Genomic DNA, 16,454 nt, shown 5'->3' with positions numbered 1-16,454 from the left:
AACTTTTATAAGGAAAATAATGCCACTTTCAAAATTAAATAATGAACAATATCTTGCTGCTACTGCTGATTTTGGACACAATCTTGTTATTGCAAGTGCAGGGACGGGAAAAACTTCTACTATTGTTGCAAGAATTTCTTATCTTTTAAGCAAGGGAGTGACACCTCAAAAAATTATGCTTTTGACTTTCACAAATAAAGCCAGTAAAGAAATGATAGGGCGTTTAGGGAAATTTTTTGATAAAAATATTACCAGTAAAATACTTGCAGGAACTTTTCATAGTACGGCTTATACCTTACTTAGAAATGCGGATAAAAATATAATTTTAAAGCAAGCAAGCGAGTTAAAAACTCTACTTAAAAGTGTCTATGAAAAAAGAACCTTTAGGCATTTAAGTGATATAAAACCTTATCAATCAAGTTATTTATATGATCTTTATTCTTTGTTTCAAAACAAAGCACACAATCAAGATTTTTATACTTGGTTTTGTCAAAACTATGAAGAACAAAGTATTTATGCTGAAATTTATGAAGATATTTTAAAAGAATATGATAATGAAAAAAAGCGTTTTAATTATGTAGATTTTAATGACTTACTTATCAATCTAAAAGAGCTTTTAAAAGAAGAAAAATATGAATTTGATGAAATTTTAGTGGACGAATATCAAGACACAAATACTTTGCAAAGTTCCTTAATAGAGGCTTTTCATAGTAAAAGTTTGTTTTGCGTAGGGGATTATGATCAAAGTATTTATGCTTTTAATGGAGCGGATATTAATATCATAGGTGGGTTTAAAGATCGTTTTAAAGATGCAAAAATTTTTTCTTTAAATAAAAACTACCGTTCATCAAGAAGTATTTTAGCTTTGGCTAATAAAGTGATTTTAAATAACGAAAGATTATATCCAAAAGAACTTATTGTTACAAGAAATGATGAGTTTAAAGCCCCATCTTTGCTTACTTTTGAAGAATTATTTGATCAGTATCAAAATATAGCCAAAATGATACTTACAAGCGGAGTAAGTTTGGAAGAAATTGCCGTGATTTTTCGCAACAACTCAAGTGCTGATGGGGTTGAAGTAGCTTTAAGGGAGCAGGGCATTGCAAGTATGAGAAAGGGAAGTGGAAGTTTTTTTGAAAGTTTAGAAGTTAAAGCTTTTAGCTCCATGCTTGCTCTTGTGGTAAATCCTAAAGATATCATGGCTTTTATTCATTTGGTTCAATATACCAAAGGTGTGGGTGGAGTTTTAGCAAAAGAAATTTTTGACGCACTTTTAAAATTAGGGCATGGAAATTTAATAAAAGGTTTTTTAGATCCTGATAAAAATGTAAATTTGCAAAATCATCAAAAAAGAAATTATCAACTTGGACTTTTTGCGGATTTAGAAGAATTAGCCAGCGAAACTCGTTTTAAATTTGAGAGCGAATTTGATGCACATCCTATTTTAAGACTTTCAAAAATCAATGATTTGTGCGCTAGAAATTTGGAAAAAATCTATCTTTTTTTAAAAAAAGCTATGGAAATAAAACATTCTTTGACTTTAGTCAATTTAATTTGTGAAAATTCTTTTTATAGAGAAATTTGCGAAGAACTTGCAACCAAAAGAGCGACAAATAAAGCAGGGCAGGTGGATTTATTAAGAAAGAGTGAAAATTTAGAAAAAATAGAAACAAAATTCAATGTTTTAAAAGAGCTTACAAAAAATTATAGCGATATTTACAAGTATTATAATTTTCTAACTTTAGGTGCAAGCGAAATGAGTAGTGGCAAAGGAGTTAATTTGCTTAGCGTGCATGCAAGTAAGGGCTTGGAATTTGATCTTGTTTTTGTGATTGATCTTGCGCAAGGTCGCTTTCCTAATCAAAAGCTTATGGGAATGGGTGGAAGCTTAGAAGAAGAAAGAAGACTTTTTTATGTTGCGGTAACTAGGGCAAAAAATATACTTTATTTAAGTTATGCTAAATATGATAAAAACAAAAAAACTTCTTTCGCTCCTTCTCGTTTTCTTATAGAAGCAGGGCTTTGCAAGGGAGAGTTAACTATAGATTGATAGAATTTTCTTTCATTATATTATAAAGAAAGGTTTATTTTATGAAAAAAATATTAATTTTAAGTTTAGCAGCAGCAAGTTTTTTAAATGCTGAAATTTTAGTTTATGGTCCAGGTGGTCCTGCTCCTGTACTAAAAGAGCTTGCTTTAAAATTTGAAGAAAAAACAAAAGAAAAGGTGATTGTAACTGCAGGTCCAACTCCAGCTTGGATAGATAAAGCAAAAGAAAATGCAGATTTGATTTTTTCAGGCAATACTTCAATGATGGATGATTTTGCTAAAAAAATTCCAAGTTTAAGTTTAGAAAATTTAAGCGTTTTAAATATGCGTCCATCAGGTATTATCGTGCGTCCAAATAATCCAAAAAATATTAAAAATTTTGAAGACATTTTAAAAGATGGCGTAAATGTTATGGTGGTTGATGGTGCAGGACAAGTTGGACTTTATGAAGATATGGCTTTAAAAAGTGCAAAAAGAGAAAATTTGGTAAAATTACGTAAAAATATAAAAATTTATGCTAAAAATTCCAAAGCCGCCGTAGATGAGTGGAATAACAATCCAAATATCGATGCTTTAATTATTTGGTCTCATTGGGCAAAGGCTTTAGGCGATGATAAAGCTTTATTTATCAAAGATAAAAATGCAGTGATTTATCGTGCAGCTGAAATAGCTCCTACAAAAAAAGGTTTAGAAAATAAAAAAGCTTTAGAATTTGTCGATTTTATTAAGAGTAAAGAAGCTCAAAAAGTGTGGAAAAAATATACTTGGAAAGAAGTAAAATAATTTTCAGTGAAATTAAAAATAATTAATGTTTATAGGATATAATCACTCCTAAAACATTAATTGCAATAATGTTTAAAATATCAAAAAAGGAAATTAAATGAGTACAGTAAATTTTAAAGGAAATCCTGTAAAACTTAAAGGAAATTCAGTAGAAGTTGGAGCAGATGCTCCTAAGGTAAATCTTAAAGCTAAAGATTTAAGCGTGATTGAAATCGGTGCAGCGGGTAAAACTCAAATCATTTTAAGTGTTCCAAGCTTAGATACACCAGTTTGTGCTACAGAAGCTAGAGAATTTAATAAAAAAGTAGCCAGTTACAATGGTGCTGAAGTGATTGTAGTAAGTATGGACTTACCTTTTGCTATGGGAAGATTTTGCAGTACAGAAGGTATTGAAAATTTAAGTGTTGCAAGTGATTTTGTGGCAAAAGAATTTGGTGAAAAATATGGTGTTTTGATAAATGAAGGTGCTTTAGAAGGGCTTTTAGCTCGTGCCGTATTTGTGATTAAAGAGGGTAAAGTGGCATATAAAGAACTTGTAAATGAAATCACAGAAATGCCAGATATTGCAAAACTTGATGCATTTTTTGGTGGTTCTAGCTGCTGCGGTGGTTGTGGTTGCCATTAATTTTGATTAAGCCCATTCTTAGGGCTTAATTTTTACATCTTCATTTTTTTATTATTTTAAGTTGATTATTTTTAATATTTATTTTGTGTAAGAATAATATAAAAAGGACAATAAAACTCCTATAAAATAGAGCTTTAAAATTATTATTTTTATTAAAATTTCAAGAGATTTTTATACTCCATTTTTTATAATAAGATGATTTTTTTATTTTGGAGGAATAAGGATGAATAGAAGGGATTTTATTAAAAATACCGCTATTGCAAGTGCTGCTAGTGTTGCAGGACTCAGTGTTCCAAGCTCTATGCTTGGCGCGCAAGAAGAAGATTGGAAATGGGATAAGGCTGTTTGTAGATTTTGTGGAACTGGCTGTGGAATTATGATAGCCAGAAAAGATGGCAAAATCGTAGCAACAAAAGGTGATCCTGCAGCACCCGTAAATCGCGGACTTAATTGTATCAAAGGTTATTTTAATGCTAAAATCATGTATGGTGAAGATCGCCTTGTTATGCCTTTGCTTCGCATGAATGAAAAAGGCGAATTTGATAAAAAAGGCAAATTTCAACAGGTTTCTTGGCAAAGAGCTTTTGATGAAATGGAAAAACAATTTAAAAAAGCCTACAATGAACTCGGCATTACAGGTATAGGGATTTTTGGTAGTGGGCAATACACTATCCAAGAAGGTTATGCTGCTTTAAAACTTGCAAAAGCGGGTTTTAGAACAAACAATATCGATCCAAATGCAAGACATTGTATGGCCTCTGCAGTGGTTGGTTTTATGCAAACTTTTGGTGTAGATGAGCCATCAGGCTGTTATGATGATATAGAACTTACAGATACTATCATCACTTGGGGAGCTAATATGGCTGAAATGCACCCAATCCTTTGGTCAAGAGTAAGTGATAGAAAACTAAGTAATCTTGATAAGGTCAAAGTTGTTAATCTAAGCACTTTTTCTAACCGTACTTCAAATATTGCTGATATTGAAATTATTTTTAAACCAAATACAGATTTGGCTATTTGGAACTACATAGCAAGAGAGATTGTTTATAATCATCCAGAGGCTATGGATACGAAATTTATCAAAGAACACTGCGTATTTGCAACTGGTTATGCTGATATTGGTTATGGTATGAGAAATAATCCAAATCATCCAAAATTTAAAGAAAGTGAAAAAGATACAGTTGAAAAAGAAAATGTAATCACTTTAGACGATGAAGAGGCTACTTCTTTATCTTATCTTGGCGTTAAAGCGGGTGATAAATTTGAAATGAAACATCAAGGTGTGGCTGATAAAAACTGGGAAATTTCTTTTGAAGAATTTAAAAAAGGTTTAGCCCCTTATACTTTGGAATACACTGCAAAGGTAGCCAAAGGTGATGATAATGAGTCTTTGGAAGATTTTAAGAAAAAACTTCAAGAATTAGCTAATCTTTACATAGAGAAAAATCGCAAAGTCGTAAGTTTTTGGACTATGGGCTTTAATCAACATACAAGAGGTTCTTGGGTAAATGAACAAGCTTATATGGTGCATTTTTTACTAGGAAAGCAAGCTAAACCAGGTAGTGGAGCCTTTTCTTTAACAGGACAGCCAAGTGCTTGCGGAACGGCTAGGGAAGTAGGGACTTTCTCCCATCGTTTGCCTGCGGATATGGTTGTGGCAAATCCAAAACACAGAGAAATTTCTGAAAAAATTTGGAAAGTTCCTGCAAAGACCATCAACCCAAAACCAGGTTCTCCTTATCTTAATATCATGAGAGATTTAGAAGATGGAAAAATTAAATTTGCATGGGTGCAAGTGAATAATCCATGGCAAAACACTGCAAATGCAAATCACTGGATCGCAGCAGCAAGAGAAATGGATAATTTTATTGTTGTAAGTGATTGTTATCCTGGAATTTCAGCAAAAGTAGCTGATCTTATTTTACCAAGTGCTATGATTTATGAAAAATGGGGTGCTTATGGTAATGCTGAAAGAAGAACTCAACATTGGAAACAACAAGTCTTACCTGTAGGTGCTGCCATGAGTGATACTTGGCAAATTTTAGAATTTGCAAAACGCTTTAAGCTTAAAGAAGTTTGGAAAGAGCAAAAAGTGGATAATAAGCTTACCTTGCCAAGTGTTTTAGAAGAGGCAAAAGCTATGGGTTATAGTGAAGATGATACACTTTTTGATGTACTATTTGCCAATAAAGAAGCAAAAAGCTTTAATCCAAACGATGCTATCGCAAAAGGCTTTGATAATACTGATGTTAAAGGCGATGAGAGAAAAATTCAAGGCAGTGATGGAAAAGAATTTACAGGCTATGGCTTTTTCGTTCAAAAATACCTTTGGGAAGAATATCGTAAATTTGGCTTAGGACACGGCCATGATTTAGCGGATTTTGATACCTATCATAAAGTAAGGGGTTTAAGATGGCCTGTGGTTAATGGCAAGGAAACACAGTGGAGATTTAATACTAAATTTGATTATTATGCTAAAAAAGCGGCTCCAAATTCAGATTTTGCTTTTTATGGTGATTTTAACAAAATGCTTACAAATGGAGATTTAATAGCTCCTAAAGATGAAAAAGAGCACAGTATTAAAAATAAGGCTAAAATTTTCTTTAGGCCATTTATGAAAGCACCTGAAAGACCAAGTAAAGAGTATCCATTCTGGCTTGCAACAGGAAGGGTTTTAGAGCATTGGCATAGTGGAACTATGACTATGCGTGTGCCTGAGCTTTACCGTGCTGTCCCTGAAGCGCTTTGCTATATGAGTGAGAAAGATGGAGAGAAATTAGGCTTAAATCAAGGTGATTTGGTTTGGGTGGAATCTCGTCGTGGTAAAGTAAAAGCAAGAGTAGATATGCGTGGAAGAAACAAACCGCCTGTAGGACTTGTGTATGTGCCGTGGTTTGATGAGAATGTATATATCAATAAAGTTACTTTGGATGCGACTTGTCCGCTTTCAAAACAAACTGACTTTAAAAAATGTGCTGTAAAAATTTATAAGGCTTAATTTAGGGTTTTGATTAAATGAAAGGTAGAAGAGAATTTTTCGTTAGCGCCTTTAAGGCTGCATGTTTATGTACAGGAGGTGGATTTTTGGTTAATTTGACTTTAAAAGCCGATGATAATTATGCCTTGCGTCCTCCTGGGGCTGAAGATGAAGCTAGATTTTTAAGCAAATGTATTCGTTGTGGGCTTTGTGTAAAAGCCTGTCCTTATAATACTTTAAAGCTCGCTAGCTTGTTAGATAGTCCAAAAAATGGCACGCCTTTTTTTAGAGCAAGAGAAATTCCTTGTTATCTTTGTAAGGATATTCCTTGCATTAGAGAATGTCCAACTGATGCTTTAGATAAAAAGCATTTAGAGCAGGGTATAGAATCCTTGAAAATGGGTATTGCTATTGTTGATAGTGCTTCTTGTGTGGCACACTGGGGAATTCAATGCGATGCTTGTTATAGAGCTTGTCCTTTGATAGATAGGGCTTTAAAACTTGAGCTTAAACGCAATGAACGCACCGCCAAACATGCTTTTTTACTACCTAGTGTGGATCATGAAGTGTGTGTAGGTTGTGGGCTTTGTGAACTTGCTTGTATTACTGAAAAACCGGCCATTCGTGTTTTACCAAGGGAGTATGTATTGGGAAAAGCAGGATCTCATTATGTAAAAGGCTGGGATGAAAAAGATGAAGGTCGTATAAAAAATGCAGATACTTCAAAACATTTTAATGCTAAAAAAGCAACCAATTATTTAAATGATGGAGAACTGTGATGAAGTATTTAATTGCTAGACGCATCGTTCAGCTTGGAATTTTAGCGCTTTTTAGTTTTAAAGCTACAGATTTTATCTTGCAGGGAAATTTAAGTTCTTCTAGACTTTTTAATACCATACCTTTAAGCGATCCTTTTGCGGTTTTGCAAATCATTTTAGCAAGCTGGAGTATAGATTTAATGGCTTTAATAGGAGCTTTGATTATATTTTTTATCTATGGTTTGCTTTTAGGAAGGGTTTTTTGCTCTTGGGTTTGTCCTGTTAATTTAATCACAGATTTTGCTGCTTTTGTGCGAAATAAATTAACCCTTAATAATAAATTTTTAATTTTGCCTAAAAATTTACGCTATTTTGTGTTGGTCTTGGTTTTAGTCCTTTCTTTTGTATTTTCATTACCTGTGTTTGAAAGTTTTTCTTATATAGGAATGATACATAGAGGGATTATTTTTGCTACAAGTTCTTGGATTTTTGTAGCCTTTATACTTTTTTGTATCGATACTTTTTTAAGTCCTAGGGCAATTTGTTCACATTTTTGTCCACTAGGAGCTTTTTATGCTTTTATTTCTCGTTTTGCTTTGCTTAAAATAAAGCATGATAGTGATAAATGCACTAAATGTTATGAATGTATCCGTATTTGTCCTGAAAAACAGGTTTTGTGGATGGTTGGAAAAGAAAGTACTAGCGTGAAATCAGGAGAGTGTATAAGGTGTGCAAGGTGTATAGAAGTTTGTAATGATGATGCTTTGAATTTTAATATTTTTGATTTAAGGAATAAATGATGAAGAAGAAATTGGTTTTATTAGGAAGTGCTGCAGTGGTATTTTTTGCCGCTTGCGCAATGAATAGTGGGGTAAGTTCGGAACAAATTGGACTTAGAAAAGCAAGTTTAGAAAATGAAAATAAAGTAAATTTAGTGGAAGCAAATTTCACAACTTTACAACCTGGGGAATCTACTCGTTTTGAGCGTTCTTATGAAAATGCACCACCATTAATTCCGCATGCTATTGAAGATTTGTTACCTATAACTAAAGATAACAATATGTGCTTAAGCTGCCATGATAAGGCTATAGCAGCAGATGCTGGTGCAACTCCACTTCCTGCTAGTCATTATTATGATTTTAGACACAATAAAACCACAGGAGATGTGATTAGCGATAGTCGTTTTAATTGCACTCAGTGTCATGTTCCACAAAGCGATGCAAAACCTTTAGTGGGAAATAACTTTAAACCTGAATTTAAAAATGAACAATTAAAAAGTCGTTCAAATTTAATTGATGTGATTAATGAGGGTGTAAAGTAAATAAATGAAAAAAATTCTTTTTATTTTGAGTCTTTTTTGTGTTTTGTCTTATGCTTATGAGCTGAAATTAAATGCTAATATAACAGCTTTAAAGCTTGATAAGCAAAACTTATATATAGGCACTGATAAAGGTGAAATTTTACAATATAACATTAAAGATAAAAGTTTAAAAGAACTTTTATCTTTACCAAAGATTAAAAATTATTATGGTGATGATTTTGCTAAGATTTATAACATTGATGTTTTTAAACATACACTTTTAATACTTAGCGAGGGTGATTTTGGTGCTAAAAATTTAAGTTTTTATAAGGAAAATTTACAAATCAAAAAGCTCGAAGAAAATAGCATAATAAAAGCATTTTTTATCAATGAAAACACTTATCTTTTGATTTCTATTGGTTCTGAAATAGAATTGATTGATAAAAGTTTAAAAAATATAAAAAAATTTAATTTTTCTCATTCTAGTCTTAATGATGCAGTTTTAAATGAAGATAAAAGTATGCTGGTTGCAGGTTTTGAGAGTGGTGAAGTGGAGCTTTTTGATTTGAAAAATTGGAAGATGTTAAAAAACTATGATAAAATGCATAAAGATAATATCTATCAAGTAGATTTTAAAAATAATGTTATTTTAAGTTGTGGAACGGATAGGCGTATAGGAGTTGTAAAAAATGAAGAGCAAAATTTTTTACAAAAAGATTTTTTGATATATACTTGCGCTTTAAGTCCTAATGGAGAATTGGCTGTTTATAGTGATAACGAAGCTGGAGTTAGTGAAGTTTTTAGCACAAGTGATTTTAAGCCTGTTAAAACTTTTAATAATGAAAATTTGATGAGTGAGTTTATTATTTTTTTAAACAATAAAGATTTTATCGTTTCAGGCTTTGGTGATAGTATAATGTTTAGGAGTATTGATGAATAATCTTTCTAGTGTTTTGATTTTAGCAAAAGAAGAATATATAAATGATTTAAAAAAGGCTATATCTGAAATTCCTTTTTGTTCTGTAGAACTTTGTGAAAATGAAAAGATTATAGTTGTGATTGAAAGTGAAAATTTAGAAGATGAGTTAAACTCTTATAAAATGCTTGAGAAATTGCCAAATATTATCAGTATTAATATGGTTTTTTCTTATCAAGATTTAAATGATGATATCCAAAAAGCAATTAATAGCGGCGCAATAGAAACGATAGAAAAAAATGAAAATGCTGAGAATGTTCGCTACTATGGTAGTGTATTTAATCAATTTTCTTAAAGTGTAAAGATGGTATTTTTAATCCCATTGCTTATTGTAATTGGTGTTATTTTTGGAATTGATTATGTGTATTTTAAAAATCAAGATTTAAAAGCGCAAGTTAAAAAAGAACAAAAAGAATTAAATTCTAGTTTAGAGAAAGAAAAAAAAGAATATATAGAAAAATTGTTTAAAACAAAATAGACATTAAAAAACATCTTATTTTCTTAAAGATAAATTAAAAAGCTTTTTGCTAGAATTAAAGAAAAATTTTAGGAAACAGTGATGAAAAATACAGTCACTGAAGCTTCTATCTATGAGGCTCAAGGGTTAAAAGACGAAGCTTTAGAAATTTATAAAAATATCTTAAAAGAAGATCCGGATAATCAAAACGCTATCGATGCGGTTCGTCGTCTTAGTGGTTTTAGATCCAAGCATAAAGACTTAAACACTCAAATGTTGGATTTTTTTATTAATATGAAAAGCGATGAAGAAATTAATGAATTTAAAAGGTGGTTGATAAAAATATGAATTTGGAAGATTTGGCTAAAAAAACCATTAGCGAAGTTAGCTCTATCATGGAAGAGCAAAGAAGACAAAATGAAATTTTAAAAGAACAAGAATTAAGCAGAAAAACTGAAATAAAAGATGAATTACCACCTATGGAGTTTGTATGCGAAGAATTTGATACTCCGCAAGACTTAGAAGATAAAATTTCTATGGCAAAATTTGAAGAAGAGCAAAAAATACAAAATAATATTGAAATTTCTACTCAGGAAAATAAAGAGTTTAAAAAAGAAGAGCCTTTTTTACAAAGTGAAATTTTAAATCCCAGTGTTATGACAGAGGTTCAAACGCTTAATGAGGATATTTTTTTAAAACATCTTAGAGAGAGAATTTTAGTTCTTTTTGAAGGTTTAAATAGCATAAAAAAAGATAATCTTGAAAATAGGTTAAACTTGACCATAAATTTTTTAGAGTTTTTGCTTGCAAATATCGAAGATAAGCTTAAAAAATAATCCCGATTTGCAGTTTATCGCTGAGTTTTTAAAGCCTTATACTAAACGAGCGTATTTGGTTGGAGGTAGCGTTAGGGATTTGTTTTTAGGCTTAAAAATTTGTGACTATGATATAGAGCTTTATGATATAAAACCTAAAGATTTTGAAAAGATTATGCAAAAATTGGGCGCACAAGGCCTTGGAAAAAGTTTTTTTGTGTATAAGTTTAAAAATTATGATTTAGCTCTTGCTAGAACCGAAAATAAAATAAGCTATGGACATAAAGGTTTTGAAGTTCAAATTTGTAATGATGAAAAACTTGGCGCCAAAAGACGCGATTTTACCATAAATTCTATGATGATTAATCTTTTTAACGATGAGTTTTTAGATTTTTATGGAGGATTAAAAGATCTAGGAGCAGGCTTTTTAAGGCATATTGACAAACAAAGCTTTCAAGAGGATAGTTTAAGAGTATTAAGAGCGGTAGTATTTGCTTCAAGGTTTAACTTTAAGATAACTAGTGAAAGCTTGAAATTGATTCAAAGTATGGATATAACTGATCTTAGCAAAGATAGGATCAATGCGGAGCTTTATAAATTCTTTAAAAGCCCTAGACTTGATGTTGGCTATAGATATTTGCAAGAACTTGACTTAGAGAAACAGGTTTTAGGCTTTGAGAGTGTTTTTAAGAGTTTGGAATTTCAAAATTTACTCAGACAAAGTAGAGAATTCGTAAAAAGCGATGCTTTATTCTTGTATTTGTATTTGAATTTTTTTAATTTAGAAAAAGATATATTTTTTAAAAGAACCAAACTTAAAAAAGAATACCTAAAATACGCAAATCAAGCTTTTTATCTTGACGATATAAGTGATTTTGAACTAGCAAAAATTGCTTTTGAAATACCTTTGAAGGAATGGCTTGGACTTTGGAGTAAAAAGCGTATTGAGCAAGCTAAAAGATTAAGACTTTATGAGAATAGGTTTGAAAGTAAAATTTTAGCAAAAGATTTCATAAATGCTGGATTTTGTGGTAAAATTCTTGGTTTAAAGATTCAAGAAGCAAGAGAGAATGAATTAAAAGAATATATAAAAGGTTTAGCTAAATGATTTCTGTATTAAAAATTTGTACCAAAGATCAAAAAGGTTTAATCTATAGAATTTCTGATGTTATTTTTAAATATCATATCAATATAGTAAAAAACGATGAATTTGTAGGCGAAGGAATGTTTTTTTTTCGTGCTCTTTTAGAAGGTGAGTTTGATAAAGAAGCTTTTATAGGAACGCTTGAGGCTATGCTTGGACAAGAAGCCTTGATAGAGCTTTGCGAGAAGAGAAAAAAAGATATTGTTGTTTTTGCTACTAAAGAAAGTCATTGTTTGGGAGATTTGCTAATAAAGCATTATAGTAACGAACTTGAAGCAAATATCAAAGCTGTGATTTCAAATCACAACTCTTTAAAGGATTTAGTTGAGAAATTTGAAATTCCTTATCATTTTATCAGTGCTGAAAATTTAGATCGTAAAGAGCAAGAAAATCAGATTTTAAAATGTCTTGAACAATATAAATTTGATTATTTGGTTTTGGCAAAATATATGCGAATTTTATCTCCTGATTTTGTTAGGCATTTTGAAGGTAAGATTATAAATATTCACCATTCTTTTTTACCTGCATTTATAGGAGCAAATCCTTATAAACAAGCCTTTGAAAGAGGGGTTAAAATAATTGGAGCTACGGCACATTTTGTAAATAATAATCTTGATGAAGGTCCTATTATCACTCAAGCTGTTTCGCCTGTAAACCATGAATTTACTTGGCAAGATATGCAACAAGCAGGTAGAAATATAGAAAAAGATGTTCTTTCAAAAGCGCTTGATTTGGCTTTTGAAGATAGAATTTTTATACATAATAATAAAACTATAATATTTTAATGCGATAATTTTACTATAGTTTTATTTAAAGCATCGAAAAAATAATCAATATCCTCTTTTTCATGCGTATAATGCAAGCTTATTCTTAACCAGCCTGGTTTTGTTTTAAGTTTTTGATTATCTTTTAAGCCTAGCAAATCATGACCATAAGGCCCAGCACAAGCACATCCAGCGCGTGTTTCTATGTGGTATTTTTTACTAAGTTCGTAAGCGATATCAAAAGGAGAAATTTCTTTGATATTGAAAGCAAAAATAGGCAATCGGGTTTTTAAATTCTTTGCATATAAAATTAAATTAGGTATAGTTTTTAGTTTTTCAAAAAAATAATCTTTTAAAATTTCTTCTTTTTTTTCTATATTTTTAACCCCTATAGAATCTTTGATTTTAAAAGCTAAGCTAGCGCGAATGAGTTGTAAAATTCCAGGTGTTCCCCCTTCTTCTAAAGCTTCTTCATTACAAAGGTAGCATTGTGAAGTGCGAGAAACATAGCCCACAGTTCCACCTGCTGCAAAGCTAGGCTTGTTTCCACAAAGATCTTTTTTGATGGCCAAAAGTCCAGAACCGCCAATACCACCAATTAATTTATGAGAACTTATAAACAACGCATCATAGTATTGACAAGATATGTTTTTATAAGGAATGAAACTAGATGCATCAAAAGCAACTATCCCTTTAAATTTACGAACCATTTCAGAAATGCGTTTATAATCACTTAATATCCCAGTAACATTTGAAGCTAAAGAAAAGCTAGCGATTATTTTTCTTTTTTTGTTTTTTTGTAAAGTTTTTTCTAGAAAATCAAAATCAATTTCTCCATTTTTATCTAAGGGAATTCTAACACATTCACACAAGCCTTCTCGAAATGAAAGTTCATTAGAATGATGCTCATAAGGCCCTACGATAACTAAAGGTAAGGTATTTTTATCAATTTGCGTAAAATATCTTTCTTTTACAAGAGGGGGAATGTAAATGCCGATCAATTCTTGAAATTTTTTAATAGCACTGCTTGATCCTGTTCCGCAGGCTATAAGGGCAAAATTTTCATCTAATGATAAACTTTTTTTTATATCTTTTCTTGCTTGTTCGTAAATTTGTTGAGTTTTAAAAGAATTCAAAGAGCTATCAGAATGTGTGTTTGCATAGGTTGGGAGAATTTTTGAAATTTCTTTTTCTACACATTTTAGAGCTAAAGCACTTGCTGTGAAGTCAAAATGCAAAATACCTTTTTTTAAGATCAATTCTTTTTTTAAATCTGAAATTTGCAAATACAATCCTTATAAAAATTTGCTAAAATTATACTATAAAAATGCTTTATAAAAGGAAAAATATAAAATTTAAGAACTTTGTAGATTTGCATAAGAATTTATCTTTAAGTAAGCTTTTTGATTTTTATAGTGTGTTTGAAGGTTTTGAAAAATTAAACATTTTAAATTTTAAAGACGATGTATTTACAAATATAGAGCGAATTTTGCTTGATGATTATCTAAAAATCAAAAGTTATTTCGCCTTGGATGAAACAAGTTCTTACGCTCTTACTTTACTAGCTAAAAACAATCGCAAGCGTTTTTCTATCAATAGAAAAATTCAGCATTTTAAAGCTTTATCTACACTTAAATATCTTTTAGAAACAGGTATAATAAAACTTGAGTATAGTAAGGAAGCTAAAAAAATAAAAGATAAAAGACAAAAAATCAAAAAAGAACTAAGATCTTATGTTGTCCAAGATAAGATTATATTTAACAACCATTTTACTCGTTTCTTTTTTTATTTTTTAGAGCCCAATGAAAAGCTTATTTTGCAAAATCGCTATAAAGAAGTTTTAGAATGCATTAAAGAAAAATTTGAACTTTATCAAAGTTTTTGTTTTGAACAGCTTTCTAGAGAATTGCTTGAGAAAAAATTCAATATCAATGGAGTGCAAAGTTACTGGGATAAGAATTTAGAACTTGATCTTTATTATCAAGATGAAAATTTGTGTTTTGTCGGAGAAGTTAAATTTAAAAATAAAAAAATTTGTAAAAATATTTTAAATCTTTTAAAATCAAAAGCAAAGTCTTTAAATTTGGCTCCAAATTATTATATTATAATCTCAAAAAATGGTTTTAGCAAGGAATTTGATAAAATATGCGAACAGAATTTGCTTTTATTTGATTTGAATGATTTTAAGATTTTATTATAGGAATGATAAATGAATGAAAGTATTTTAAAAAGTTTAGACTCAAATGAAAAAGAAACTCTACAAAAAGGCTTAGAAAGTCTCATAGAACAAACTTATGTAATAGAAAATGAATACAAAACTTTAAATGAAAACTATAATTCCTTACGCGCAATGGTTGATGAGATTATAGAGGTGTTGCCTAGTGCGCTTTGGATTTTAGATAAAGAAAAAAATATTATTTTACAAAATCAAGAAGCCTTGAAAAATCCAAAATTACTTAATATCATTAGTCTTGATAAAATTCGCGATGAGCTTGAATTTGAAGGTAGGTTTTATGCGGTAAAAATCATAGCACATAATGAAAAAACTATAGTTTCAGCTACAGATATTAGCGATGAAAAACGCAATGAAAGGCTTGCAAGCATGGGTAGTGTAGCGGCTCATTTGGCACATGAGATAAGAAATCCTATTGGATCTATATCTTTACTTGCTTCAACCCTTTTTGCTCGTAGTGAGCTTAAAAATAAGCATATAGTTCTTGAAATCCAAAAGGCTATTGCCAGAGTAGAGCGTATCGTAAATTCAACTTTACTTTTTACTAAGGGTGTGCACATCAATGCTTTAAATTTTAATCTTTTAGAGTTAAAAGAAGAGTGTGAAAGTGCCATTAACTCTTATAATTTTACTTCTCAAATAGACTTTGAAATATCTTTTTTGGATAAGCAGATTTGTGCCGATAAAGCTCTTCTTGGTTTGGTTTTACAAAATTTGATTTATAATGCTATTGATGCGATAGAAGAAAGCGAATGTGAAAAACCTATGATTAAAATTTTAGCAAGTTGTGATAATGAAAAAATATGCATCAGAGTGTATGATAATGGTTGTGAAATAAAAGATGAGAAATTGGTTTTTGAGGCTTTTAAAACAACAAAACTTAAAGGCAATGGGCTTGGTTTGTCTCTTTCTAAAGAAATCATAAACGCTCATAAGGGAGAGTTAAGTTTTCAAAGCGATCCTAAGAATTTTTATTTTACCTTACCTTTGGTGTGATAAATATTTTCTTTTCACCCCAAAACGGAACAGATTTTGCTTATATTATTTTAATATATTTAGATTGAAGGCAGAAAAATCTAAATCAAGGAATTAATATGAGTATCTTTAGCATCAATGATAACTCAAACTATAATTCTATACTTTCACAAGCAAAAGCTAATAAAGAAAGTAAAGAAAATTCTAAAATAAGTTTTGCTAATGCTTTTTTAAAACAAAATGCTAGTAAATTAAATGAAATTCAAAATGCAAATTCACAAACCCTAGCAAGAAGTGAAGTATTAAATTCTACTAATACAACAAATACTAGCAATAACACTAATTTTAGTATAAGTAGTAAGACAAATTCTCCTAACTATGATATATCAAGTGAATTTAAAAACTCTATTTATACTCTAAAATACAAACAAGCAGATATAAGTAATACTTCTACTAATACAGCCTATGGTTATAGTGTAGATAAAGATGGCTATATGGGAAGTGATTTTAACAAAGCTGCAGGACTTCCTGAAGATTTTAAGATACATAAATCTACTTTGGATGAGATATATAACTTTAATGAAGCACAATATCAAGA

18 protein-coding genes are annotated in these 16,454 nt (G+C 30.5%); 17 read left to right on the top strand and 1 reads right to left on the bottom strand.

Features of this window, described 5'->3' with window-relative positions; all coding sequences use genetic code 11:
* Positions 1 to 19 precede the first annotated feature (19 nt).
* From AJ884_RS06980 to purU, 14 genes are all read left to right on the top strand, one after another.
* Entirely contained in the window at positions 20 to 2,050 is a 2,031-nt protein-coding gene (locus AJ884_RS06980; protein ID WP_070286526.1) for an ATP-dependent helicase, read from the top strand.
* Positions 2,051 to 2,091: 41 nt separating this feature from the next.
* A complete protein-coding gene (gene peb2, locus AJ884_RS06975; RefSeq protein ID WP_002881716.1) occupies positions 2,092 to 2,832 on the top strand; it encodes an AcfC family adhesin PEB2 in 741 nt (246 codons plus the stop codon).
* Between the two features lie 97 nt (positions 2,833 to 2,929).
* A complete protein-coding gene (gene tpx / locus AJ884_RS06970) occupies positions 2,930 to 3,457 on the top strand; it encodes a thiol peroxidase (protein ID WP_002856712.1) in 528 nt (175 codons plus the stop codon).
* A gap of 223 nt (positions 3,458 to 3,680) precedes the next feature.
* Positions 3,681 to 6,455: a periplasmic nitrate reductase subunit alpha gene (gene napA / locus AJ884_RS06965; protein ID WP_070286525.1), complete on the top strand. Its 2,775-nt coding sequence runs from the start codon at positions 3,681 to 3,683 to the stop codon at positions 6,453 to 6,455.
* 17 nt (positions 6,456 to 6,472) lie between these two features.
* The gene (gene napG / locus AJ884_RS06960) at positions 6,473 to 7,213 is read left to right on the top strand and encodes a ferredoxin-type protein NapG (RefSeq protein WP_070275162.1); all 741 of its coding nucleotides are present in this window, start codon (positions 6,473 to 6,475) and stop codon (positions 7,211 to 7,213) included.
* Positions 7,210 to 7,992, top strand: coding sequence for a quinol dehydrogenase ferredoxin subunit NapH (gene napH, locus AJ884_RS06955; protein WP_010891886.1), 783 nt, complete (start codon positions 7,210 to 7,212; stop codon positions 7,990 to 7,992). The genes napG and napH overlap by 4 nt, the downstream gene beginning before the upstream one ends.
* The gene (locus AJ884_RS06950) at positions 7,989 to 8,513 is read left to right on the top strand and encodes a nitrate reductase cytochrome c-type subunit (RefSeq protein WP_074471030.1); all 525 of its coding nucleotides are present in this window, start codon (positions 7,989 to 7,991) and stop codon (positions 8,511 to 8,513) included. The genes napH and AJ884_RS06950 overlap by 4 nt, the downstream gene beginning before the upstream one ends.
* A gap of 4 nt (positions 8,514 to 8,517) precedes the next feature.
* The gene (locus AJ884_RS06945) at positions 8,518 to 9,432 is read left to right on the top strand and encodes a WD40 repeat domain-containing protein (RefSeq protein ID WP_044779452.1); all 915 of its coding nucleotides are present in this window, start codon (positions 8,518 to 8,520) and stop codon (positions 9,430 to 9,432) included.
* Positions 9,425 to 9,763 carry a chaperone NapD gene (locus AJ884_RS06940; RefSeq protein ID WP_002852435.1) on the top strand — a complete coding sequence of 113 codons (339 nt, stop codon included), beginning with the start codon at positions 9,425 to 9,427 and terminating at the stop codon, positions 9,761 to 9,763. Before AJ884_RS06945 ends, AJ884_RS06940 begins: the two co-directional genes overlap by 8 nt.
* A gap of 9 nt (positions 9,764 to 9,772) precedes the next feature.
* Positions 9,773 to 9,946: a Sec-independent protein translocase subunit TatA2 gene (tatA2, locus tag AJ884_RS06935; protein ID WP_070286524.1), complete on the top strand. Its 174-nt coding sequence runs from the start codon at positions 9,773 to 9,775 to the stop codon at positions 9,944 to 9,946.
* A 78-nt stretch (positions 9,947 to 10,024) separates the two neighbouring features.
* Positions 10,025 to 10,273 (top strand): tetratricopeptide repeat protein, encoded by a 249-nt coding sequence (locus tag AJ884_RS06930; RefSeq protein WP_002859818.1) that lies wholly within the window; start codon positions 10,025 to 10,027, stop codon positions 10,271 to 10,273.
* The gene (locus tag AJ884_RS06925; protein ID WP_002861429.1) at positions 10,270 to 10,761 is read left to right on the top strand and encodes a CiaD-like domain-containing protein; all 492 of its coding nucleotides are present in this window, start codon (positions 10,270 to 10,272) and stop codon (positions 10,759 to 10,761) included. Before AJ884_RS06930 ends, AJ884_RS06925 begins: the two co-directional genes overlap by 4 nt.
* Entirely contained in the window at positions 10,730 to 11,848 is a 1,119-nt protein-coding gene (locus tag AJ884_RS06920; protein ID WP_070286523.1) for a CCA tRNA nucleotidyltransferase, read from the top strand. Before AJ884_RS06925 ends, AJ884_RS06920 begins: the two co-directional genes overlap by 32 nt.
* Positions 11,845 to 12,669, top strand: a complete 825-nt coding sequence (gene purU, locus AJ884_RS06915) for a formyltetrahydrofolate deformylase (protein ID WP_002852510.1) — start codon at positions 11,845 to 11,847, stop codon at positions 12,667 to 12,669. The genes AJ884_RS06920 and purU overlap by 4 nt, the downstream gene beginning before the upstream one ends.
* Here the strand turns inward: purU and AJ884_RS06910 are convergent.
* Positions 12,666 to 13,940, bottom strand: a complete 1,275-nt coding sequence (locus AJ884_RS06910; RefSeq protein ID WP_083262106.1) for an aminotransferase class V-fold PLP-dependent enzyme — start codon at positions 13,938 to 13,940, stop codon at positions 12,666 to 12,668. The genes purU and AJ884_RS06910 overlap by 4 nt on opposite strands.
* A 35-nt stretch (positions 13,941 to 13,975) precedes the next feature.
* Between AJ884_RS06910 and AJ884_RS06905 the strand changes: the two genes are divergently transcribed.
* From AJ884_RS06905 to AJ884_RS06895, 3 genes are all read left to right on the top strand, one after another.
* Positions 13,976 to 14,848, top strand: a complete 873-nt coding sequence (locus tag AJ884_RS06905; protein ID WP_070284770.1) for a DUF234 domain-containing protein — start codon at positions 13,976 to 13,978, stop codon at positions 14,846 to 14,848.
* Positions 14,849 to 14,857: 9 nt separating this feature from the next.
* Complete coding sequence (flgS, locus tag AJ884_RS06900) at positions 14,858 to 15,877, top strand: fla regulon two-component system sensor histidine kinase FlgS (RefSeq protein ID WP_044794323.1); 1,020 nt, start codon at positions 14,858 to 14,860, stop codon at positions 15,875 to 15,877.
* Between the two features lie 98 nt (positions 15,878 to 15,975).
* On the top strand, positions 15,976 to 16,454 hold a 479-nt coding region (locus tag AJ884_RS06895; protein ID WP_410002265.1), incomplete at its 3' end, for a Cj0814 family flagellar-dependent secreted protein.

This window comes from Campylobacter sp. BCW_6463 (assembly GCF_001762785.1).
In the GTDB taxonomy this organism is placed as follows: Bacteria; Campylobacterota; Campylobacteria; order Campylobacterales; family Campylobacteraceae; genus Campylobacter_D; species Campylobacter_D jejuni.
Note: the sequence above shows the minus strand (reverse complement) of the source record. Positions and strands in the feature narration are given on the sequence as shown.